This is a genomic window from uncultured Ferrovibrio sp., from assembly GCF_937960835.1.
Taxonomy (GTDB): Bacteria; Pseudomonadota; Alphaproteobacteria; order Ferrovibrionales; family Ferrovibrionaceae; genus Ferrovibrio.
The window spans coordinates 211967-232842 of record NZ_CALGPC010000009.1; the positions used below are offsets into that span (position 1 = coordinate 211967).

The 20876-nt window shown below is 63.6% G+C and carries 20 protein-coding genes; 6 read left to right on the forward strand and 14 right to left on the reverse strand.

Annotation, left to right across the window (positions count from 1 at the left end; all coding sequences use genetic code 11):
* The first annotated feature begins 3 nt into the window (after positions 1-3).
* Entirely contained in the window at positions 4-1623 is a 1620-nt protein-coding gene (locus Q0603_RS09365) for a peptide chain release factor 3 (RefSeq protein WP_298724924.1), read from the forward strand.
* A complete protein-coding gene (locus Q0603_RS09370; protein WP_298724926.1) occupies positions 1601-2074 on the forward strand; it encodes a flagellar basal body-associated FliL family protein in 474 nt (157 codons plus the stop codon). Before Q0603_RS09365 ends, Q0603_RS09370 begins: the two co-directional genes overlap by 23 nt.
* Before the next feature lie 15 nt (positions 2075-2089).
* Here the strand turns inward: Q0603_RS09370 and Q0603_RS09375 are convergent, their stop codons facing one another.
* The 9 genes from Q0603_RS09375 to Q0603_RS09415 all read right to left on the reverse strand — a co-directional run bounded on the left by Q0603_RS09375 (position 2090) and on the right by Q0603_RS09415 (position 10483).
* Positions 2090-2557, reverse strand: coding sequence for a hypothetical protein (locus Q0603_RS09375; RefSeq protein ID WP_298724928.1), 468 nt, complete (start codon positions 2555-2557; stop codon positions 2090-2092).
* 9 nt (positions 2558-2566) lie between these two features.
* Positions 2567-3334, reverse strand: coding sequence for an aldo/keto reductase (locus Q0603_RS09380; protein ID WP_298724930.1), 768 nt, complete (start codon positions 3332-3334; stop codon positions 2567-2569).
* Complete coding sequence (locus Q0603_RS09385) at positions 3325-4509, reverse strand: FAD-dependent oxidoreductase (protein ID WP_298724932.1); 1185 nt, start codon at positions 4507-4509, stop codon at positions 3325-3327. Before Q0603_RS09385 ends, Q0603_RS09380 begins: the two co-directional genes overlap by 10 nt.
* Before the next feature lie 3 nt (positions 4510-4512).
* A complete protein-coding gene (hldE, locus tag Q0603_RS09390; RefSeq protein ID WP_298724934.1) occupies positions 4513-5967 on the reverse strand; it encodes a bifunctional D-glycero-beta-D-manno-heptose-7-phosphate kinase/D-glycero-beta-D-manno-heptose 1-phosphate adenylyltransferase HldE in 1455 nt (484 codons plus the stop codon).
* Positions 5968-6079: 112 nt separating this feature from the next.
* The gene (locus Q0603_RS09395) at positions 6080-6796 is read right to left on the reverse strand and encodes a metallophosphoesterase family protein (RefSeq protein ID WP_298724935.1); all 717 of its coding nucleotides are present in this window, start codon (positions 6794-6796) and stop codon (positions 6080-6082) included.
* A gap of 6 nt (positions 6797-6802) precedes the next feature.
* Positions 6803-7330: an ActR/PrrA/RegA family redox response regulator transcription factor gene (locus Q0603_RS09400; protein ID WP_298724936.1), complete on the reverse strand. Its 528-nt coding sequence runs from the start codon at positions 7328-7330 to the stop codon at positions 6803-6805.
* Positions 7331-7417: 87 nt separating this feature from the next.
* On the reverse strand, positions 7418-8734 hold the full coding sequence (locus tag Q0603_RS09405) for an ActS/PrrB/RegB family redox-sensitive histidine kinase (RefSeq protein WP_298724937.1): 1317 nt from the start codon (positions 8732-8734) through the stop codon (positions 7418-7420).
* An 18-nt stretch (positions 8735-8752) separates the two neighbouring features.
* Positions 8753-10228 carry a glucose-6-phosphate dehydrogenase gene (gene zwf, locus Q0603_RS09410; RefSeq protein ID WP_298724938.1) on the reverse strand — a complete coding sequence of 492 codons (1476 nt, stop codon included), beginning with the start codon at positions 10226-10228 and terminating at the stop codon, positions 8753-8755.
* 45 nt (positions 10229-10273) lie between these two features.
* On the reverse strand, positions 10274-10483 hold the full coding sequence (locus Q0603_RS09415; RefSeq protein WP_298724939.1) for a hypothetical protein: 210 nt from the start codon (positions 10481-10483) through the stop codon (positions 10274-10276).
* Between the two features lie 347 nt (positions 10484-10830).
* Here Q0603_RS09415 and Q0603_RS09420 point away from each other — a divergent pair, with 347 nt between their 5' ends.
* Positions 10831-11343, forward strand: coding sequence for a GcrA family cell cycle regulator (locus Q0603_RS09420; RefSeq protein ID WP_298724940.1), 513 nt, complete (start codon positions 10831-10833; stop codon positions 11341-11343).
* 171 nt (positions 11344-11514) lie between these two features.
* On the opposite strand, the gene Q0603_RS09425 is transcribed toward Q0603_RS09420, so the two are convergent.
* Together Q0603_RS09425 and Q0603_RS09430 are read right to left on the reverse strand one after the other, a co-directional pair.
* A complete protein-coding gene (locus Q0603_RS09425; protein ID WP_298724941.1) occupies positions 11515-12648 on the reverse strand; it encodes an acyl-CoA dehydrogenase family protein in 1134 nt (377 codons plus the stop codon).
* A gap of 24 nt (positions 12649-12672) precedes the next feature.
* The gene (locus tag Q0603_RS09430) at positions 12673-13863 is read right to left on the reverse strand and encodes an acyl-CoA dehydrogenase family protein (RefSeq protein ID WP_298724942.1); all 1191 of its coding nucleotides are present in this window, start codon (positions 13861-13863) and stop codon (positions 12673-12675) included.
* Positions 13864-14001: 138 nt separating this feature from the next.
* Between Q0603_RS09430 and Q0603_RS09435 the strand changes: the two genes are divergently transcribed.
* Entirely contained in the window at positions 14002-14415 is a 414-nt protein-coding gene (locus Q0603_RS09435; protein ID WP_298724943.1) for a PaaI family thioesterase, read from the forward strand.
* A 3-nt stretch (positions 14416-14418) separates the two neighbouring features.
* On the opposite strand, the gene Q0603_RS09440 is transcribed toward Q0603_RS09435, so the two are convergent.
* A complete protein-coding gene (locus Q0603_RS09440) occupies positions 14419-15267 on the reverse strand; it encodes a crotonase/enoyl-CoA hydratase family protein (protein WP_298724944.1) in 849 nt (282 codons plus the stop codon).
* A gap of 105 nt (positions 15268-15372) precedes the next feature.
* Between Q0603_RS09440 and Q0603_RS09445 the strand changes: the two genes are divergently transcribed.
* Complete coding sequence (locus tag Q0603_RS09445; protein ID WP_298724945.1) at positions 15373-16239, forward strand: MaoC/PaaZ C-terminal domain-containing protein; 867 nt, start codon at positions 15373-15375, stop codon at positions 16237-16239.
* On the opposite strand, the gene Q0603_RS09450 is transcribed toward Q0603_RS09445, so the two are convergent.
* On the reverse strand, positions 16240-17949 hold the full coding sequence (locus Q0603_RS09450) for an EAL domain-containing protein (protein WP_298724946.1): 1710 nt from the start codon (positions 17947-17949) through the stop codon (positions 16240-16242). It abuts the gene before it with no gap.
* Positions 17950-18119: 170 nt separating this feature from the next.
* Between Q0603_RS09450 and Q0603_RS09455 the strand changes: the two genes are divergently transcribed.
* Entirely contained in the window at positions 18120-19835 is a 1716-nt protein-coding gene (locus Q0603_RS09455) for a long-chain fatty acid--CoA ligase (RefSeq protein WP_298724947.1), read from the forward strand.
* A gap of 72 nt (positions 19836-19907) precedes the next feature.
* On the opposite strand, the gene Q0603_RS09460 is transcribed toward Q0603_RS09455, so the two are convergent.
* Positions 19908-20849, reverse strand: a complete 942-nt coding sequence (locus Q0603_RS09460) for a dihydrodipicolinate synthase family protein (protein ID WP_298724948.1) — start codon at positions 20847-20849, stop codon at positions 19908-19910.
* Positions 20850-20876 lie beyond the last annotated feature (27 nt).

A 20876-nucleotide genomic window follows, 5' to 3' on the forward strand; every position in this document is an offset into this window, starting at 1 on the left:
ACGATGTCCGAACCCGCCCTCGCCGTTCCGGGCGCCCAAGGTCAACCTGACCCTATCGGCGCCCGGCGCACCTTTGCCATCATCGCGCATCCTGACGCCGGTAAGACCACGCTGACCGAAAAGCTGCTGCTGTTCGGCGGCGCGATCCACCTGGCCGGCGCGGTGAAGGCGCGCGGCGAGAACAGGCGTGCGCGTTCGGACTGGCTGAAGATCGAGCAGCAGCGCGGCATCTCAGTCTCCACCTCGGTGATGAATTTCGAATACGAGGGCTGGACCTTCAACCTGCTCGACACGCCGGGCCACGAAGACTTCAGCGAGGATACCTACCGTACTCTGACCGCCGTCGACAGCGCAGTGATGGTGCTGGACGCCGCCAAGGGTATCGAGAGCCAGACGCGCAAGCTGTTCGAGGTCTGCCGCCTGCGCGACATGCCGATCATCACCTTCGTCAACAAGATGGACCGCGAAAGCCAGGATCCTTTTGCGCTGCTGGACGAAGTCGCTTCCACGCTTGCTCTCGATTGCGTCCCCGCCAACTGGCCGATCGGCATGGGCATGGATTTCAAGGGCTGCTACGACCTGTTCGGCAGGCGGCTGCTGTTGACCGGCAAAGAGAACAAGAATCTCGAGCCGGAAGTGATCATCCTGGAAAACGGCCTGGACGATCCGCGCGCCGAGGAACTGCTCACCGTCGAGCAGCGCTCCAAGCTTCGGGAAGACCTGGAACTGATCGAAGCCGCCTGCCCGCCTTTCGATCTTGAGGCTTACCGGCAGGGCCATATGACGCCGGTCTATTTCGGCACGGCGTTGAAGAATTTCGGCGTCGACGAGTTGCTGAAAGGCCTTGGCCGCTTCGCGCCGCCACCACGGCCGCAGCCGTCCGAGAAGCGCATGGTCGAGCCGACCGAAAAGGCCGTCACCGGCTTCGTGTTCAAGGTCCAGGCCAATATGGACAAGAACCATCGCGACCGCGTAGCCTTCCTGCGGCTCTGCTCGGGCCATTTCAAGCGCGGCATGAAGCTAAAGCAGGTGCGCAGCGGCAAGCCGATCACGGTGAGCAACCCGACGCTGTTCTTCGCCCGCGACCGTTCGCTGGCGGACGAGGCCTGGCCGGGCGACATCATCGGCATCCCAAACCACGGTACGCTGCGTGTGGGCGACACGCTGACCGAGGCAGAAGACCTGCGCTTTACCGGCATCCCCAATTTTGCACCGGAAATCCTGCGCCGCGTACGCCTGTCCGACCCGATGAAGGCCAAGCATCTGCAGCGCGCGCTGGAGGATCTGGCCGAGGAAGGCGTCACCCAGGTCTTCCGCCCGCGGATCGGCGCCGACTGGATCGTTGGCCTGGTCGGGCCGCTGCAGCTCGACGTGCTGGCCGCTCGCCTGTCCGAGGAATACAACCTCGATGTCGGCTTTGAGACCGCGCCGTATGAGACCGCCCGCTGGGTCGATGCCGAGAACAAGGCGGACCTGGACCAGTTCATCGAGCAGAATCGCGGTGCCATGGCCGATGACCGCGACGGCGCCCCGGTCTTTCTGGCCCGCAATGCCTGGGAACTCTCCTACACGGAGAAAAAGTGGGATAAAATCCGCTTCCATGCGACGCGCGAACGCTCATAGCGCCCTGCCCCGCCGCCGGTTCCTGGCTGCCAGCGCGGCCTTGGTGGCTTTTGCCGCCATGCCCGCCACCGCGCAGGAGGAGAAGAAAAAGAAAAGCGCCGACGCGCCGCCGGAGAAGCCGCCGATCACCACGCCGGTCCTGACTGTCGATGCCGTCACCGCGCCGGTAGCCGGCCCGCCGGGCAGCATGGTGATCATGACGCTCAGCCTTGATTGCGCAACAGTCGATAACGCCCGCGCGGTCGATACCCTGATGCCGCGTGTCTACAATGCCGTGATCATGGAGCTCAATCGCGAGCCGCTCGGCCGCAATGGCCGCGTCTACGAGCACGATCTGGAAGGCTTGAAGCAACGCCTGCTGTATCAGATCAACCGCGCTCTGCAGGGGCCACAAGTGGCCGCTGTTTATATCCACAGCCTGCAGGAAGTGCCGCGGCTCGGCCGCAGCTAACCGCGCTCTGTCCGCTTATTCCGTTTCGTCGTCGCGCGCGAACAGGATCGCCTTGGCGCGGATGTCATCAATGCTGCTCAGCAGGTCTTCGATCTTGGCTTCCAAAAGATCAGCCGCCTGCCGTGCCATCGCAAGCTCTTCTTCGACCGCCTGCAACATTGCCTGTCGCGCCGCACCGATGATGGCGCCGTTGGGCTGAGCCGGGAAGCTGACGCATTTGGCAGCAAAACGGCGCACGGCCGAAGCGCTCGGCAATTGGCCCAGCACCAGATTGGCCGGGATCGCCAGCACCATCCAAGCGCCGCCCTGCAGATAGGCGCCGAAATCGCCATGGCGGAAGCCGGAGACGGTTTTCGCATCGCCCTCGGCGCCAGGAACCGAAAGCTCGGCCGGCTGCCAGCCGAAGGCGAGGAATTCCTGCGCGGCGGCCTCGGCCTCCGCTCCCGTGTTTGCTTCCCTGTCTATCCGCGCTCTGTCGTCCATCCGCTCATCTTACCTCAGCGCGGCCGTCACCGCTTGCGCATTCTTGCGCAGATTGTCGGGCGACATGGTCCCCACGACGATGGAGGAAACGCCCGGCAGGGCGGCGATGTCGGCCAGGGCCTGCGCCGGATCGGCGGCATGGCCGCTGGCCAGAGCCTTCTTGATCAGGATGCCCTTGCCGGCCTGCCTGGCGGCATCAATCACCACCTGCTCGTCGCGGTATCCGGCATTGTAGGTCACCATCAGCAGATCGACGTGCCCAAGCATCTTCAGGCCACCGGCGACCGTCTTGCCCGAAAAGCCGGTTGCGCGCAGCTTGCCCTGCTCCTTCAGCCGCAGAAGCGCTTCAGCCGCCGGCAGGAAACGGTCGCCATCCTCGCCGCTGCCGTCTGAATGCAGCAGCACGCCATCCAGGTAATCCACGCGCAGCCGGCGCAGGCTGCGCTCGACCGAAGTCTGGACCGCCGCTGGCGAAAAATCGAAAAACGATTCCCCGCGCTCGAAGGTCTCGCCTGCCTTGGTGACGATCACCCAGTCTTCGCGCCGGCCGGGCCGCAGGGCGCCAAGCCGCTCCTCACTGCGGCCATAAGCTGGCGCCGTATCGAGAAGATTGATGCCGAGCGATTGCGCGGTTTCCAGCAGCGCGACAACGCTGCGGTCATCCGGCAGATCGAAAGGGCGAGGATATTTCACGCCTTCATTGCGGCCAAGCTTCACTGTGCCCAGCCCCAGCAGGCTGACCTTGATACCGGTGCTGCCGAGCGGCCTCAGCTCCATGCCGCGGTCTCCCATGGCGCTTTAGCAATATCGGGGGTTGCCCATTCGGCTGCTTCTACCGGCGGCCGCGATGCCGGCGGCAAATCCGCCAGTACCTGATCCGCCAGTTGCGGCGACAGCGCGAGCTTGGTCGGCCAGGCGATCCAGACCGCGCCGTGGCGCTGCAGCACCGGGCCGTCCGGCTTGGAGCCATCAGGTGTCGCGCCCTCCGCGCGATCCACCGGATGCGTGGCGAAACGGCTGTGGCTGAAATCAAGCCGCGGCAGCAGCAGCGACAATTCAGTTTTGGCGGTGGCGATCAGTTCAGCGGGCGACTGCTTCACACCGTTTTCGGCGATTAGTCCGCCGATATACCAGACCAAGCGGTTATCGCTGCGCCGATGCGTGGTGATGGTGACACGCGGCTTGTCGCCGGCATCGAAACAATGCGCCCAGAGCGGCGCAGCCGCATTGTCCAGCATCACCATATGCAGCGGACGACGCTGCGCGGCTTTCGCGGGCGCGCCGATCTGGCTCAGGACGTCTTCATTACCCTTGCCTGCCGTGGCGATCAGCCTTGCCGCGGCGATCCTGTAAGCACGGCCCCGATCGTCCCGCGCTTCAACCGTCACGCTATCCGGCCGCGCATCGAGGCGAATGCCGGGCTCGATCTTCTTGATGAAAGGCCGGTGCGCCGCCGCCAAAACCGCCACCAAAGCTGGCACGTCCAACACAATTTCGTCCAGTGCATAGACGGCGCCGACATGCTCGGGGTCGCGCAAGGCTTCGGGCCACTGCGTGGCATCGAGCTGATCCACCCGGCCGCGCAGCAGTTTGCTGCCGAAGAAGCCGGTTATGCGGCTGACCAGCGACTTGCGTGCCCAGAAAAGATGCCGCTCGGTTGCGACTTTTGCCGCGCGCAGGTCGATCTCACCGGTTCCATTAAGGCAGGCGCGCCAGCGCGCCGGCATGTCGGCCAGCGCGTCGCTGGCGCCGCCCAGCTTCAGATCGATCGCGTATTTGAGCCCGCCATGGATGATGCCCTGAGAGGCGATGGTCTGCCCGGCACCCAATGCCTGGCTTTCCAGCAGCAGCGTGCTGTAGCCCGCCTGGCGCAGCCGCGCCAGCAGCCACAGGCCGGCAATACCGCCGCCCAGGATTGCGACATCGACCTGCAGCGTGGCGGAATCCGCCATCGCCTAGCTCCGCAATCTTTCGATGGTCTTGGTCGTGCTCTGGCCGGCAACGTGGCGTGAGACGCGAACCTCGCCGCCATAGGCGCGCACGATATCGGCGCCGACGACCTGATCGACGGTATAGTCGCCGCCCTTGATCAGCAGATCCGGCTGCAGAATTTCCAGCAGCGGGATCGGCGTGTCTTCGGTGAACACGATCACCAGATCCACCATGCTCAGGGCCGCCAAGAGACGCGCGCGATGCTGCTCGTCCTGCACGGGGCGCGTCGGCCCCTTCAGCTTCTTCACCGATGAATCGGCATTGATGGCGACGATCAGCCGGTCGCAGGCCGCGCGCGCTTCCGCCAGCAGCGCCAGATGCCCGGAATGCAGAAGATCGAACACGCCGTTGGTAAAGCCGATCCGCTCGCCATGGCTGCGCCACAGATCGACGCGCTCCTTTGCCTGCTGGCGCGACACGACCTTCGCATCGATGCCATGCGGTTCAGGCATGTGCAGGGCGCGGCGCAATTCATCCGGATGCACCACTGCCGTGCCGACCTTGCCGACCACAATGCCGGCTGCGGCATTCGCAAGCCTTGCAGCCTGCGGCAAGCTGCGGCCGACCGCGAGCGCCGCCGCGATGGTCGCCATCACGGTATCTCCCGCGCCGGAGACGTCGAAGACCTCGCGCGCCTCGGCCGGCAGATGCAACGGCGCATCGCCGTTCTGCAGCAAGGTCATGCCCGCCGCGCCGCGGGTGATCAGCACATTGGCGATGCCGCATTCCTGCAGCAGCTTGCGGCCGGCAGCGACCACGCTGTCGTCGGTATCGCAAGCTTGCTTGGTGGCGAGCGCAGCTTCCTGCCGGTTCGGCGTCACCAGATGCACGCCGTGATAGCGGCTGTAATCGCTGCCCTTGGGATCGACCAGCACCGGCTTGCCGGCTTTTGCCGCCGCCGCGACCAGAGCGATGATGACGCGCTCGGAAATCGCGCCCTTGGCATAATCCGACAGCACCACCACGGCGCAGTCATTCATCGCTTCGGTGGCGGCTTCGATCAGGGCTTCAATGCTTTCGTCGCTCGGCGGAATGCGGCTTTCGCGGTCGACGCGCAGAAGCTGTTGCCGGCCGCCGATGAAACGGGTTTTCTCGATGGTGCGGCGGGTTTCGTCCACCACCAGACGCGCGGTGATGCCGGTATCCAGCGCCAGCGCATCGTTTAACTCATCCGCCGCGGCGTCATCGCCGACCAGGCCGATCAGCATGGCATGGGCACCCAGAGCTGCGAGGTTGCGCGCTACGTTGCCGGCGCCGCCCGGCATGACGATCTCGCGTTCGGTCTGCATAACCGGGATCGGCGCCTCGGGCGAGATGCGCTGCACCCCGCCATAGACGAAGCGATCCAGCATCACGTCGCCGACCACGAGAACGCGGGCGCCAGTGAAATCGGTCAGTTCGGGAACGAGTTCGGACATGGCTTTCGATACACCGCCGGGGCGCTGAATTCCAGACCTTGAGTCAGGAAGGGTCGCCCGCTGCGTGGCTGTGGGCCCCCTCTTCCCCGGGACGACAAGGGTCTCGCGCGTCCTACGTCTGCAGCAGGCGGCGCTCGGCCCCTTCCAGCACCAGGGCGGTCAGCCGCCCGGTGGTATAGGCTCCGGTATCGATGCCGATCCGGTTGGGGCGCCATTCCACCTCATGCACGATGGTATGGCCGTGCACCACCACGACCCCGTGATCGGCCTCCGAATCAAGGAAGGCGTCGCGAATCCAGATCATGTGCTCGCGCGCCTGCCGGTCGAGCGGCAGCCCCGGCTTGATTCCGGCATGTACGAACAGATAGTCGCCGAAGCGTACCTCCACCGGCAGGCTCTCCAGGAACTGCCAATGATGCCGCGGCAGGGCATGGCGCAGCGCGCGCTGAGTGATCAGCAATTCGTCATAGGAGGCCGGCACCCGCACCTTGTAGCTGGCCAGCGTCGCATCGCCGCCATTGGCGAGCCACAGCGAACCGCCATAAGGCGCATCGAGAAATTCCAGCATCATCGCTTCGTGATTGCCGAGCAGCGCAACCACTTCAGCATTGCCGGGATGGTGGCGACAGATGCGCTCGATCACCTGTGCCGAATGAGCGCCGCGATCGATGTAATCGCCGAGATAAACGATCACGCGCCGCTCGGGCGCGTCGGCGAGATCGGCCTCGATCAGTGCATGCAAGCGCTCAAGCAGATCGACGCGGCCATGAATGTCGCCGATCGCATAGATCCGGAGTCCGGGCGGCAGCCTGGCCTCCTCGATGAACATGGCGTCCTATTGCGGCGAGCGCTTGGCGAGGATGCGCTGCAACGTGCGGCGATGCATCTTCAGGCGGCGCGCGGTTTCGGAAACGTTACGGTCGCAAAGCTCGAAGACGCGCTGGATATGCTCCCAGCGCACGCGTTCTGCCGACATCGGCTCGTCCGGTGGCGGCGGATGCGCCGCATTGCCGACCTTAAGCGCACGATCCACATCATCGGCATCGGCGGGCTTGGGCAGATAATCGACAGCGCCGGCTTTCACCGCGGCGACCGCGGTGGCGATGTTGCCATAGCCGGTCAGCATGACAACGCGGGCATCCTGACGCACCTGCCGGATCGCGCTGACGACGTCTAGGCCGTTACCGTCGGTGAGACGCAGATCGACCACCGCATAAGCAGGTGGCCGCGTGCGGGCCATCTGGATGCCGACTGCGACGCTATCGGCGGTCTGCACCTGATAGCCCCGCTTCTCCATCGCCCGCGCCAGACGCATCCGCAGCGGCTCGTCGTCATCCACGATCAGAAGAGTGTTGTCGGTCATGATGCCTGAATGTACTCCACCCCCGGCACCGTGCAACCCCTGGGCGGTGCTACCTTACTGTCTTATAACGCCCGCAGGCGGGCTGGTTTACCCGGCCTTGCTGCCCAATGCCGTGCGCGGCCAATGAACCCGGGCGCGGGTGCCGCCGCCCAGCCGATTCGCAAAGGACAGGGTCGCGCCGCTGCGACGCAACAGGTTCATGGCGATGAAGACGCCAAGCCCCATGCCGCCGCTATCGGGCCGGCTGGTCACATAAGGCTCGCCGAGCGCCGAGAGGATATCGACATTCAAGCCAGGGCCATCGTCGAGAATGTCGAGCTGCACCATGCGGTCATCCCAGGCCACTTCGACGACCACGCTGGCACGGGCGAACTCCATCGCGTTCTGCAGCAGGTTGCTCAAGCCATGGATGATCTCGGGCCGGCGCGGCAGGATCGGCGCATCGCCACTGCCCTTCAGCTTAATCGAGAAGTCGATGGCATCACGCCGCCAGGGCTGAGCCGCCATCTCGACCAGATTGGCAATGCCAAGATCGGAGAAGGTTTCGGTCACTTCCGCGGAAGGACGGCGCGCCAGCCGCGCAAGGATTTCGCGGCAGCGGTCCACCTGGCTTTGCAGCAGCGCGATATCCTCGGCCTGCGGCGAATCTGGCTGCACGTCGCGGCTCATCTCTTTCACGACGACCGCGATGGTGCCCAGCGGCGAGCCGAGCTCATGCGCCGCCGCCGCCGCGAGGCCGCCAAGCGCCGAAACCTGCTGCTCACGCGCCAGAGCCATCTGCGTCGCCGCCAAGGCATCCGACATGCGCCGCGCTTCTTCCGCCACCTGCCAGGCATAGGCGGCGATGAACAGGGTGCCGAGCGCGATGGCGGTAAACGCGCCCCACTGGAAGGTCAGCGGCAACTGGATTCCCGGCTGATCGGCACCCCAGGGCAGCGGGTAGTGATACAGCGTCAGCAGCGCCGCCAGGATCAGCGCCAGTGTCCCCAACGCCACGGTCGAGCGCAAGGTAAGGATCGTCGCCGACACCGTCACCGGCACGAGGATCAGCAGCGAGAACGGGTTCTCCACGCCGCCGGTCAGAAACAGCAAGGCGCATAACTGCACAAGGTCGAAGGCCAGATAACCGGCCGCACCAGCTTCGCTTAGACGCTTCGCCGTCGGATAGACGACGAACAGAATGACGTTGAGGAGCGCAGAAATCGCCACCACCATCAAAGCCGGCAGCAGCGGCAGACGAAAGCCCAAGCCGAAATGCACGAACAGGATCGCCAGCAGCTGGCCGATGATGGCGATCCAGCGCAGCAGCACCAGCGTTTGCAGACGCACGCGGCCGGCGGGATCGTCCGCTGCATTCAGATGCGGACCGAGCCGGTCGCGCAGATGGGCCAGCAATTCAGGCATTTTTCAACTCAGGCATTGTCAGCGCATGTCCTCGTGCCAGGTGCGGCCATCGCGCTCGATCAGCCCGATGGCAGCCGAAGGGCCCCAGCTGCCCGCCGTGTAGGTTTTCGGCGCATCGCCCTGCATGTTCCAGCCGGCCAGGATCGGCTCGATCCAGCGCCAGGCGGTTTCCACCTCGTCTCCGCGCATGAACAGCATCGGATTGCCGCGCACCACATCCATCAGCAGACGTTCATAGGCATCCGGCTGACGGCCCTGAAAGGTCTCGGCGAAACTCAAATTCAGCGGCGCCTGGCGCAGGCGCATGCCGCCGGGCCCCGGCACCTTGGTCATCATATGCAGTGAGATGCCTTCATCCGGCTGCACGCGGATAACAAGGCGATTGGGCACCACGTCGCGCGTCGCGCCGGGGAAGATCAGATGCGGCACCGGACGGAACTGCACGACGATCTCCGAACGCCGCTGCGGCAGCCGTTTCCCGGTGCGCAGGTAGAACGGCACGCCGGCCCAGCGCCAGGTCTGCACATCGGCCTTCACCACCACGAAGGTTTCCGTCATGGTCGAGGGATCGCCGACCTCGGTGGCATATCCCGGCACGGCGACGCCATCCACCGCACCCGCCGTATACTGGCCGCGCACCGTGCGTTCCGTCACCGCGCGGTCAGTGATCGGACACAATGCCTGCAGCACCTTCAGCTTCTCGTCGCGCACCGCATCGGCGTTGAAGGCGTTCGGCGGCTCCATCGCCACCAGACACAAAAGCTGCAATAGATGGTTCTGCACCATGTCCCGCAGGGCACCGGCATGATCGTAATACCCCGCCCGGCCCTCGACGCCGATTTTTTCGGCCACTGTGACCTGCACATGGTCGATGACACCGCGATGCCAGATTGGCTCGAACAGCGCATTGGCAAAGCGCAGCGCCATGAGGTTCTGCACCGTCTCCTTGCCGAGGTAATGATCGATGCGGAAGATCTGATCTTCCGAAAACACCGCGCCGACCGCCTGGTTGATCGCCTGCGCCGAGGCGAGATCGTGGCCGATCGGCTTTTCCAGCACCACGCGGGCGGCCGGGCGGTTCAGCCCCGCCTTGGCGAGATTGCGGCAGACATCACCGAAGAAGCGTGGCGCCATGGCGAGGTAAAACACCAGGACGCGGTCGCAATCACCGTCCAGCGCCGCATTCAGTCGCGCATAACCTGCCGGATCCTCCACATCGACGGTGATATAGCGGATGCGCCTGGTGAAACGCTGCATCCGTTCGGCGCTGATCTCACTGGCCGGCAGATGCTGTTGTAATGCCTTGGTGGCGACCGCGCGAAACTCATCGTCGCCATGCTCGCTGCGCGCAACCGCGAAGATGCGGGCATCGTCATTGAGCTGCCCGTCGGCATCGCGCAGATAAAGCGCTGGCAGCAATTTGCGCAACGACAGATCGCCGGTCGCGCCGAAGATCACCAGGTCGAATGAGAAACTGCCGCTGGGATTGATCATGAGATTACCGTGACATGACGGGTAGTTTGCTTCAATCGGGAGACCTTACTCCTCAATGAAATGCGGCTCGGGCCGTTCATGCAAAGCCTCGTAATGCACCAGTGAAGACCCCTCGCCCAGTGGCACCGGCTGGCCGCCCCGGAGGGCCCATTCGCCATGATCACAATGCTCGGCCATGACAAAGCTGTTGATATAGAAGCGGCGGTCAGCCTCGGTGCGACTGGCCTGGAGCCATGCACCAAGTAGGGCGACCACCGCGCCAGATCGCCGGGTGCGAGTGTGAAGTCGATCACATCGGCTGTATCGGGCCCTGCGCGGTGCAACGCCTCGTCCTGCATGGCCTGGTCGAGGATCGGCCTCCCCCGCCCCGATGGGGGCGCCGCGGAATAAGGCATCCGGGGCCGGCAGGCGGCTCTGTCAGTCGTGGGCGGGTCCGGAAACGCAACATCTTGGGGATAATTCCGATTCGGCCCTGGTTGTCGCAGGCTTAAACCCTAGCCCCGAATCAGATTCTTGTGGATAAGGACAGAGTCCGGTTGACCCAAAAGCCAAAATAAGGCCTTACTGCATCTAGCGTCTCAGTCCAGAAATGGGGGCTAGATATGGTGTGGACGGACGAGAAGGTCAAACTTCTGGTTCAACTTTGGGAAAGCGGCCAGTCGATCACCCAGATCGGCAAGGCGCTGGGCATGACCCGTAACGCCGTGGTCGGAAAGGCTCATCGCATCGGTCTGGCCAAACGGGCCTCGCCCATCATGCGCAGCGACAAGCCGGCACAGCCCCGGCCCGCGCCCAGCCATCAGGCCGGGCCACCCGCAGCACCTCGCGCTCCGGTGCAGGTGAAGACCGAGCCGGCCGTGGCGCCGCAGGCCGCTCCTGTCGGTCAGGCGTCGCAGCAGGCCCAGCTCACCCCGGCCATGCTAGCAGCCCTGACCCCAACCACCGGTCCGCGCTGCAAATGGCCGATCGGCGATCCGAAAAGCTCGGAATTCGACTTCTGCGATCATGTCGCCCTGCCGGGCAAGCCCTACTGCGCCCAGCATTGCGCCATGGCCTATACCAACTGGAATCCGGAGAGCGCCGTCGAGGCCGTGAAAGCGGTCAACGCCGCCTAAGCGCCCAAGACGTTCCGGTTTCCACAAAGAGCCCGGCGGTCACCCGCCGGGCTTTTTCCTATTCCTGGCCTGCAATCCGACGGCCGGCTCGTTCCCGCTGAGATAGCCAGAATGAAAATGGCCAGCCGGGACACCCCGACCGGCCATTTCGCAAAAAAAATCCCGGCTGGCTTACGCCGCGTTGGCCAGAGCCGCGAAGCGGCGCTGGTGGTAGTCGGCATGGCCGAAATAGGTGTCGATCATCATCAGTCGCTTCATGTAATGGCCGACATTGAGCTCGTCGGTCATGCCCATGCCGCCGTGCAGCTGGATCGACTGCTGGCCGACCCAGCGGCCCGATTTGCCGATCTGCACCTTGGCCGCGGCGGCCGCCTTGGCCCGCTCGGCCGGCGCCGCATCGGCCTTGAGATTGGCAAGGAGCGCCAGCGAACGTGAGCTTTCGACATGGATCATCATGTCGACCATGCGGTGCTGCAGCACCTGGAAATCACCGATCGGTCGGCCGAACTGCTTGCGCGTCTTCAGATAGGCCAGTGTCGTCTCGTAGAGCGCCTGCATCGCGCCGACGGCTTCCGAGGCGAGATAGCCGATGGCGCGGTCCACCACGGCCTCCACCGTCTCCAGAGCATTGCCCGGATCACCCAGCACGCCCAGGACCGGCACATTATCGAACTGGATGTCGCTGGCGCGGCGATTGTCGACGGTGCGGTAATCCTGCCGCGTCACGCCTTTGCCGTTGGCATCCACCACGAAAAGGCCGAGGCCCTGCCGGTCGGCGGCCGCGCCATCGCTGCGCGCCAGCACGATCAGCTTGTCCGCTGACGGCGCATCGAAGACGACGATCTTCTTGCCGGAGATCATCCAGCCCTCACCCGCCTTCTTCGCAGCCGTATTCACCTCATGCAGGACGAAACGCGCGCCATGCTCGGCAAAGGCAAAGGCCCATTTTGCCTTGCCCTCGGCGATTTGCGGCAGCCATTCCTCCTGCTGCGCCTTGCTGCCGGCGGCAAGGATCAGACCTGCGCCGATCACCACGGTGGACAGATACGGCTCGGCCACCAGATGCTTGCCGAAGCGTTCGGCAATCAGCATGCATTCGACTGCGCCGCCGCCCAGACCGCCTGCCTCTTCCGGCAGCGGCATGGCCAGCCAGCCGAGTTCGGCCATCGCCTTCCAGTTCTCTTCAGCATAGCCGAGATCGGTCTTCACCAGCTTGCGCCAGCGCTCGAAATCGTACTTGTCCTGCAGCCAGCTCTCGACGCTGTCGGCTAGCAGTTTCTGTTCTTCGGAAAGTTGAAAATCCATTCTGCCTATCCTTGCGTAGAGCGGTTACAGACCAAGCACCATCTTGGCGATGATGTTGCGCTGGATCTCATTCGATCCGCCATAAATCGTGGTTGCGCGATTGTAGAGGAAGGATTCCATGCGGCCCTGCGCGTAGTCGGGACCGACTGGCGGCTGGTTGGAGCCATCGGGCCGATGCTCGTAAGGCGCGGCATAATAGCCAAGCGCCTCGCAGGCCAGTTCGGTGATGGTCTGCTGGATTTCCGAGCCGCGGATTTTCAGCATGCTCACTTCAGGGCCCAAAGCCTTGCCTTCATTCTCCGCCGCCAGCACACGGAGATTGGTGTATTCCAGCGCCAACAGATCGATCTCCACCGCAGCGACCTTGTCACGGAAGCTCGGCTCATCCAGGAGCGGCGCACCGAAAGCCTGTTCGGCGCGGGCGATTTCCTTGAGCCGCCGCAGCCGTTGCTTGGATCGCGCGACCTCGGCAATTGTGGTGCGCTCATTCCCCAGCAGGAACTTGGCGTAGGTCCAGCCCTTGCCTTCCTTGCCGATCAGGTTCGCCTTCGGCACGCGTACATTGTCGAGGAAGACCTCGTTGACGCTGTGGCCTTCGTCGATCGAGATGATCGGACGGACGCTGATGCCGGGAGTGGTCATATCGATCAGCAGGAAGGAAATGCCCTCCTGCGGCTTGGCATTCGGATCGGTGCGCACCAGGCAGAACATCATGTTTGCGAAATGCGCCTGTGTGGTCCAGATCTTGTGACCGTTAACGATGTAATGATCCCCCTCGCTTTCGGCGCGGGTACGCAGGGAGGCGAGATCGGAGCCCGAGCCCGGCTCGGAATAGCCCTGGCACCACCAATCCTCCATGCTCAGAATCCTCGGCAGATATTTCTTCTTCTGCTCTTCCGAGCCAAAAGTATAGATCACCGGGCCGACCATGGAGATGCCAAAGGGCGAAAGCGGCGGCGCATCGGCAGCGGCGCATTCCTCGTCGAAGATGTATTTCTGCACCGGCGTCCAGCCCGGCCCGCCATATTCCTTCGGCCAGTTCGGTGCCGACCAGCCGCGCTTGTGCAGGATCTTGTGCCAAGCGACGTAGTCTTCCTTGGCGAGGTGAATGTTGCGGCGGCTCTTCTCGGCCAGTGCCGGGGGCAGATTGTCGCGGATGAAGCTGCGTACCTCTTCGCGGAAAGCACGCTCTTCCGGCGTGAAGTCGAGGTTCATGTTTCTCTCCCTTGATGGGCGACAGGGTAAAACCCGCGCCCAGGCGAGGCAAGCTGGTGACGTTGGGTAAAGCTTGCGGCAAGGGGCCGGTTTTTGCTCTATGAAAGTCCAGGACAGAGAAACAAGACCACAAGAACGATGAGCTTCGACCCCGTCACCGCCGGCTGGAAACAGCGTCAGGGCCAAGGCCCCTTCACCCAACTGGTCGGCCCGGTCTGGGTCAGACGCGAAGCCGAAGGCTCGGCCTACGCCTTCCTGGCCGAAGAGCGCCATACCAATTCGCGCGGCGTGGTGCATGGCGGCATGCTGATGACGTTCGTCGACCACGCGCTGGGCTGGATTGTTTGGGATGCGGTGGACCGCATGCCCTGCGCCACGGTGTCGTTGAACCACCAGTTCGTCGCCGCCGCACGGCCCGGCGACTGGGTGGAGATGCGCGGCCGTATCGTCCGCAACACCCGCAGCCTGGTCTTCATCCACGGCATGATGAATGTCGGCGACCGCACCGTGATGGTCGCCGACGGCATCTGGAAGAAACTCGGCGTCGACTAAAGCTCAGCGCCGGCGCCGCACCAGCTTCTTGGCCGGCAGCAGATCGTCGAACTTGGCCGGGCGCTTTTCCTGGTTGGCCTGCATCTGCTCCATCAGGTCCTTGGTCAGGAACATGCCGGCCTGCCAGACCTGCATATAATTGAGGGCATCCGCCACGCTGTGGTCGCGCGTGTAGTTCAGCATGTCCTTGGTGCCGTGGATCGCAAGCGGCGATTTCGAGGCGATGGTTTTCGCGATCTCCAGCACCGCATCGATCATCGCCTCGTGGCTGTCGAACACCGTGTTGACGAGGCCGCAGCGGAAGGCCTCCTCGGCCGGCATCCGCCGCCCGGTATAGGCCAGCTCGCGCACTAGGCCGGACGGCATCAGATGCGGCAAGCGCTGTAGCGTGCCGACATCGGCGGTCATGCCGATATTGATCTCCTGGATGCAGAACCAGGCGTCACTCGTGCAGTAGCGCATGTCGCAGGCCGAAATCAGGTCGACGCCGCCGCCCACGCAGCCCCCTTGGACCGCCGCCAAGACCGGGACGCGGCAGCGGTCGATCACGGCAAAAGTCTCCTGCATTTCGGCCACCGTACGGCGCATCTGCTCGCCCACGCGGCCGCGGTCGCCCTTCATCATGTCGCTGGCTATGCCAGCAAAGGCCGCAAGATCGAGACCGCCGGTGAAATGCTTGCCTGTGGACGAGATCACCACCGCGCGCACCTCTGGCCGGTCGTCAATCTCGGCGAAGACATCGACCATCTCCTGCCAGAACGGTAGCACCATGGCGTTGGCCTTGTCGGGACGGTTGAACACGATCCGCGCCACATGGTCGACAACGCTGAAATCGAACGTGGTATAGGCCATGAGTTTCCTCCCTGGACAGGCCGATCTGGCGGGCTAACGTTGCGTCAAGGCTGGTGCAGACCCGAATGCCCCGTTAGAGTCGCGGCAAGATTAAACGGAGGAACCATGCCGATTGTCTACGACGATCTGATGCGCCTCGATCTGCCCGAGCGGGAATTCAGCTATACCGATCGCGACACGATGCTATACGCATTGAGTGTCGGCATGGGGCAGGATCCGATGGATCTGGATGAGTTGCCCTTCGTCTTCGAGAAGAACCTCAAAGCGCTGCCCAGCCAGGCCACCGTGATCGCCTGGGACGATTCCTGGGCCTTCAAGGCTGGGATCAACGTTGTCATGGTCGTGCACGGCGAGCAGCGCATCACGCTGCATCAGCCACTGCCGCCGCAGGGACGCGTGAAGTCGAAAATCCGCATCAAGGATGCCTTCGACAAAGGCGCCAACAAGGGCGCCGTACTGCTGGTGGAAACCGCAATCCGTGATGCCGTCAGCAATGCGCCGCTTGCCACGTTGCTCTCCACTGTCTTCGCCCGTGGCGATGGCGGCTTCGGCGGCCCGCAGCGCGCGCCGGGAGAAGGTCCGCCCGAGCCGCATCAGATTCCGGATCGCGCGCCGGATGTCGGCGTGACTGCGAAGACGCAGTCGAACCAAGCCCTGTTCTACCGCCTCTGCGGCGACCGCAATCCGCTGCATGCCGATCCCGCCTTTGCCAAGGCGGCGGGTTTTCCGCGTCCGATCCTCCATGGCCTCTGCACCTACGGCCATGCCGTGCGGGCCGTCGTAAAGGCCGCCTGCGATCACGATCCGTCGAAAGTCGCGCATATCGAGGCACGCTTCACCGCCCCGGTCTTTCCGGGCGAGACGATCCATACCGAGATCTGGCGCGACGGGAACACGGTTTCGTTCCGCGCCCGGCTGGTGGAGCGCGATGTGATCGCGCTGGACCACGGCAAGATCGAATTGCGTGGCTGATCAGCGCCGCTTGGTGACCGGCACCTGCGTTGGATCGAGATGCCCGCCTGAATCGTCGAGCCGCAGCGGCTCCAGCCTGGGCTCGGATTCCGGCCGGCCGAACAGGTAACCTTGGCCGTAGTCGATGCCGAAATCATGCAGCAGGCGAGCCTGATCCTCGGTCTCGACCATCTCGGCCACCGTGCCGATCCGCAATTCCTTGCACAGCCAGACCATGCCCTTGAGGATGGCACGGTCGCGATCCTGGCCGGTGGTTTGCAGCGCCTTCACATAGGCGCCGTCGATCTTGACGTAATCGACATCCAGCGCCTGCAGATATGGGAAGGACGCAGCGCCAGCGCCGAAATCGTCCAGACAGACCGAATGGCCGTCCTCGCGCAATTGCCGCACGGCGTTAGCCGCATGCACCAGATCGGTAATCTGCGTCGATTCCGTGATCTCAAAAATCAGCTGACGGCGCAGCTCAGGCACCGGCGCCAGGATTTCGCGCAGGGCTGCCATGAAGACCGTGCTTTCCAGGCTGTGACCAGACAGGTTCACCGCCACATCGATGATCTCGCCCTGCCGGCGGCGCTCGGCCAGCAGGTCGACGACGCGCTGCACGACCGCCAGATCAAATTCACCGATCATGTGCACGCCCTCGGCCAGCCGGATCGTCTCGAATGGTGAGCCGCCATCCTCGAAGCGCGACAGCGCCTCGTAATGGTGCAGCGTGCGGTTATCCAGTCGCACGATGGGCTGGAAGACAAGCTGGAACTTTTGCCCCGCCACGGCCGAGCGCAAGGCCCGCACCCGCGCAACCGTGGTGTTCAGCAAGGCCTTCAGGCTGTCTTCGGTAGAGCGGAAGGAAAAACTCTCAGCCCCGTCGCGGGCGAAGCGCTGCACGGCAAAGGCCATCGCGCTGGCGGCGTCCTCGTCGCTCATGTCTTTGGCATGCAGGTCCAATGTCGCGCCGCGAATGCCGACCATGTCGGCGGCGGCATCGGGCCCGGCGCGGACAATCAGCTGCCGGACCTGCTCTGCCACCGCTTCCTGATCCAGGGCCTTGGCATGCAGGATGCCGTATTTCTCCGGATCGATCCGGCTGGCGGTATCGCCGCCGATCGACTTACCGCGCAGCAGGGCGCCGACATCGCTCATCAGCGCCTTGCCTTCCTCAGGCGGCAATGTCTGCGCAAGCTCCTGCAGGCCGACAATCTCCAAAAGAGTCAGCTTGACCTCGGCGCCAAGCTCGCGGGCAAGTTTCAGCCGTTCGCCGGCGCGGGCATCGAAATCCTCCGGCCCAAGCAACCCGGTCTGATAGTCGCGCTTGTTGAGCATGGCCGCCTCTGCGGCCGGCAAGCGGGCATTCGACAGAGTCAGGTAATAGCGGCCCTCTTGCAGCGGCAGGCAGCAGCCGCCGAGCACGCAAAGAGCACCCGACGCACCATCCGCGCCTACAAGGCGCAACGTCACCGGCTCGATCCGGCCGCCGACCGAAAGCGTGCTGAGCAGGTTGAGGATAAAATGCCGGTCGGCCTCATCCACAAGGCTGGCGAATTGCCGTCCGACCAGGGCATCGGCCTCCATCCCCGTCAGCAGCCGCGCCGCGCCAGAAGCGAAGGTGATCTGCCCTTCGGCAGTGACTTCCAGCATCAGATCGGCAGCGGAGAAGGCAAAAGCGACGAACCGGTCGCGCTCCGCCCGTATGTCCTTGGCGCCGCCGCCCATTCTGGCCTCTTGGGGATAAGGAATGACAGATGGAGTCTGCCAGCCGTTGCGCTGCCACGCAACCCGGGCGGGGGGCGAATTGACGTAACGCCACGTTGCGCCACTCTCGCCCCGTTCATACAATGCCCGGGCCCCGCGTGATTGGGGTTTTAGTCTAGGGGGAGAAACCGATGACCGCACCGTTCTGGGAAAAATCCTATCCAGCCGGCGTGACCTGGGCGCAGAATTTCCAGGCCAAACCGATCTGGACCCTGTTCGACGATGCCGTGGCCCGGTTCGCCCCGCGCCCCTGCCTGAATTTCATGGGCAAAGTTTATACCTATGCCGCCATTTCGGATCTGATTGACCGGGCCGCCAAGGGCTTCCAGCAGCTCGGCGTCGGCCCCGGCGTGCATGTTGGCCTGTTCCTGCCGAATACCCCGCATTACGTGATCTGCTTCTTCGCCATTTTGAAGGCTGGAGGCCGGGTGGTGAACTACAGCCCGCTCGATGCCGAGCGTGAGCTGCGCTACAAGATCGAAGACAGCCAGACCGACATCATCGTCACCCTCGATCTCAAGGCGCTGTACGGCAATATCAGCAAAATGCTGGGCAGCACGCGTCTGAAGAAGATCGTCGTCTGCCGCCTGCCCGATGTGCTGCCCTTCCCGAAGAACATTCTGTTCCCCCTGGCCAAGGGCAAGGAAATCGCCAGCGTCCCGAAGGACGACAAGCATATCCGCTTCAGCGATCTCATTGCTAATGACGGCCGTTACACGCCACACCCGGTGAAGGATCCAGTCGAAGAAGTGGCGATCCTGCAATATACCGGCGGCACCACCGGCCAGCCCAAAGGCGCGATGCTGACCCACGGCAACATCACCGCCACGGTGCAGATGTATGCAAGCTGGACCGAGAACAGCGAGGCGCTGAAGCTGGAAGACGGCAAGGAGAGGGTCATGATGGTCCTCCCCATGTTCCATATCTATGGCCTGAGCGCGGTGCTGCTGCGCATGCTGATCATCGGCGCCGAATTCATCCTGCATCCGCGCTTTGAGCTGAAAGCCGTGGTGGAGGATCTGCACAAGAAGAAGATCACCATCTTTCCCGGCGTGCCCACCATGTACGCCGCCATCGTCAACTTCCCGGATCTGAAGAATTACGATCTCTCGGCCCTGAAGTTCTGCGCTTCCGGCGGCGCGCCGCTGCCAGCGGAGATTCAGGACAAGTTCGAAACGATCACCGGCCACAAGATGATCGAGGGCTGGGGCATGACCGAGACCTCGCCGGCCGGTACCCAGACCATCTATGGCGGCAAGCGCAAGCGCGGCTCCTGCGGCCTGCCGCTGCCCGGCGTGATCATCGAGATCGTCGATGTCGACGATCCACTGAAGGTGCTGGGCGTGAACCAGACCGGCGAAATCTGCATCAGCGGCCCGAACGTCATGAAGGGCTACTGGAACAAGCCGGAAGCAACGGCAGAAGCCTTCGCCGGCGGCCGCTTCCATACCGGCGACGTCGGCTACATGGATGAGGAAGGCTATATCTTCATTGTCGACCGCAAGAAGGACATGATCCTGTCCGGCGGCTTCAACGTCTACCCGCGCAACATCGAGGAAGCGATCTACGAGCATCCCAGCGTCGAGGAATGCACCGTGATCGGCATTCCCGATCAGTATCGCGGGCAGTCGGCCAAGGCCTTCATCAAGCTGAAGCCCGGCGCGGAGCCCTTCACCTTCGAGCAGCTCAGGGACTTCCTCAAGGACAAGCTCGGCAAGCATGAAATGCCGGTGGCGATGGAAATCCGTGACGCCCTGCCGAAGACCCTGATCGGCAAGCTTTCGAAGAAGGAGCTTGTCGAGGAAGAGCTGAAGAAGGCCGAAAGCGGCAAACAGGCCGCAAGCTGAGCGGCACAGACCGCAATGCAAAAAGAAAAGCCCCGGATCCGTCCGGGGCTTTTGGTGTATGGGCGTCTGCCTTTATTCAGCCGCCTGAGCCGTGGCCAGGCTGGCATCCCAGGCCTTCAATGCCTGCGCGACAGGCTGCACCCTCGCCTTCTGTTCGGCATTGAGATTGCTCATCAGCGGCAGCATCGGCCCCATTTCCGCGATCCCGGCCAGACTGACGGCATCATGCAGGACGCGGAGCGGATTGATGCTATCGCGCAGATCCTCTAGCGGCAGGAAGGCCTCGCGCAGGCGTTCCGCCTCGGCCCAATCGCCGCGCTGGATCGCGCCGAGGATCGCGTTGGAACCGCGCGGCGCGATGCAGACGGAGCCGGAAGTAAAGCCGCCCAGGCCAAACTCGCGCAGATGCACGATGGCCGGACGTTCGCCGATGCCGCTGATCACCAATTTCGGATCGACATGGTCCAGTAGCCGCCGCAGGTAATCGTCCTGCGCCGGATCGGCATGAACGGTACCGTATTTCACCGCACAGACGAAGCCGTCTTTCACCAGGCGCCCCGCCGCCTCGGGATGGATGTAGTTGTCGGACTTGATATAGAGGATCAGCGGCTTGCCCATGGTGACTGCCGCGCGGCGCAGGCCGACCTCAATTCCGTCCGGCGTGGCCGGGAAGGTCTGCGGCAGCGCCATGGCTGTCGGCACCTTTGAGCCGCGCAGAATCTTGGCTTGGTCGATCAGCTTGCCGTAATCGGGCCCGAAGGACGGGATCAGCCAGGTATCCGGACCGACCGCGTCGCACAGGAACTCCAGAACCTCCGCGTATTCACTGACCGGAAGGTTATAGAAATTGGCGTTGCCGCCATACATCAGGCTGCGAATCCCGCCGGCCTCAAGATACGCAATGAGCTGGCGATTCGCTTCTTCGTTGAGGGTCAGATCGGAATAGCGCGCCAGCGGCGGCACCGCAAAAACGGACGCCGCCAGATCGGCCGGCGTTACCGGAGACGTTTTCATTCTGTTTGCTCCAACTGGTCGTTCCTC

Coding starts and splice junctions, on each gene's coding strand:
- Q0603_RS09365 (WP_298724924.1), top strand. CDS start 4: ATGTCCGAACCCGCCCTCGCCGTTCCGGGCGCCCAAGGTCAACCTGAC.
- Q0603_RS09370 (WP_298724926.1), top strand. CDS start 1,601: ATGCGACGCGCGAACGCTCATAGCGCCCTGCCCCGCCGCCGGTTCCTG.
- Q0603_RS09375 (WP_298724928.1), bottom strand. CDS start 2,557: ATGGACGACAGAGCGCGGATAGACAGGGAAGCAAACACGGGAGCGGAG.
- Q0603_RS09380 (WP_298724930.1), bottom strand. CDS start 3,334: ATGGAGCTGAGGCCGCTCGGCAGCACCGGTATCAAGGTCAGCCTGCTG.
- Q0603_RS09385 (WP_298724932.1), bottom strand. CDS start 4,509: ATGGCGGATTCCGCCACGCTGCAGGTCGATGTCGCAATCCTGGGCGGC.
- hldE (WP_298724934.1), bottom strand. CDS start 5,967: ATGTCCGAACTCGTTCCCGAACTGACCGATTTCACTGGCGCCCGCGTT.
- Q0603_RS09395 (WP_298724935.1), bottom strand. CDS start 6,796: ATGTTCATCGAGGAGGCCAGGCTGCCGCCCGGACTCCGGATCTATGCG.
- Q0603_RS09400 (WP_298724936.1), bottom strand. CDS start 7,330: ATGACCGACAACACTCTTCTGATCGTGGATGACGACGAGCCGCTGCGG.
- Q0603_RS09405 (WP_298724937.1), bottom strand. CDS start 8,734: ATGCCTGAATTGCTGGCCCATCTGCGCGACCGGCTCGGTCCGCATCTG.
- zwf (WP_298724938.1), bottom strand. CDS start 10,228: ATGATCAATCCCAGCGGCAGTTTCTCATTCGACCTGGTGATCTTCGGC.
- Q0603_RS09420 (WP_298724940.1), top strand. CDS start 10,831: ATGGTGTGGACGGACGAGAAGGTCAAACTTCTGGTTCAACTTTGGGAA.
- Q0603_RS09425 (WP_298724941.1), bottom strand. CDS start 12,648: ATGGATTTTCAACTTTCCGAAGAACAGAAACTGCTAGCCGACAGCGTC.
- Q0603_RS09430 (WP_298724942.1), bottom strand. CDS start 13,863: ATGAACCTCGACTTCACGCCGGAAGAGCGTGCTTTCCGCGAAGAGGTA.
- Q0603_RS09435 (WP_298724943.1), top strand. CDS start 14,002: ATGAGCTTCGACCCCGTCACCGCCGGCTGGAAACAGCGTCAGGGCCAA.
- Q0603_RS09440 (WP_298724944.1), bottom strand. CDS start 15,267: ATGGCCTATACCACGTTCGATTTCAGCGTTGTCGACCATGTGGCGCGG.
- Q0603_RS09445 (WP_298724945.1), top strand. CDS start 15,373: ATGCCGATTGTCTACGACGATCTGATGCGCCTCGATCTGCCCGAGCGG.
- Q0603_RS09450 (WP_298724946.1), bottom strand. CDS start 17,949: ATGGGCGGCGGCGCCAAGGACATACGGGCGGAGCGCGACCGGTTCGTC.
- Q0603_RS09455 (WP_298724947.1), top strand. CDS start 18,120: ATGACCGCACCGTTCTGGGAAAAATCCTATCCAGCCGGCGTGACCTGG.
- Q0603_RS09460 (WP_298724948.1), bottom strand. CDS start 20,849: ATGAAAACGTCTCCGGTAACGCCGGCCGATCTGGCGGCGTCCGTTTTT.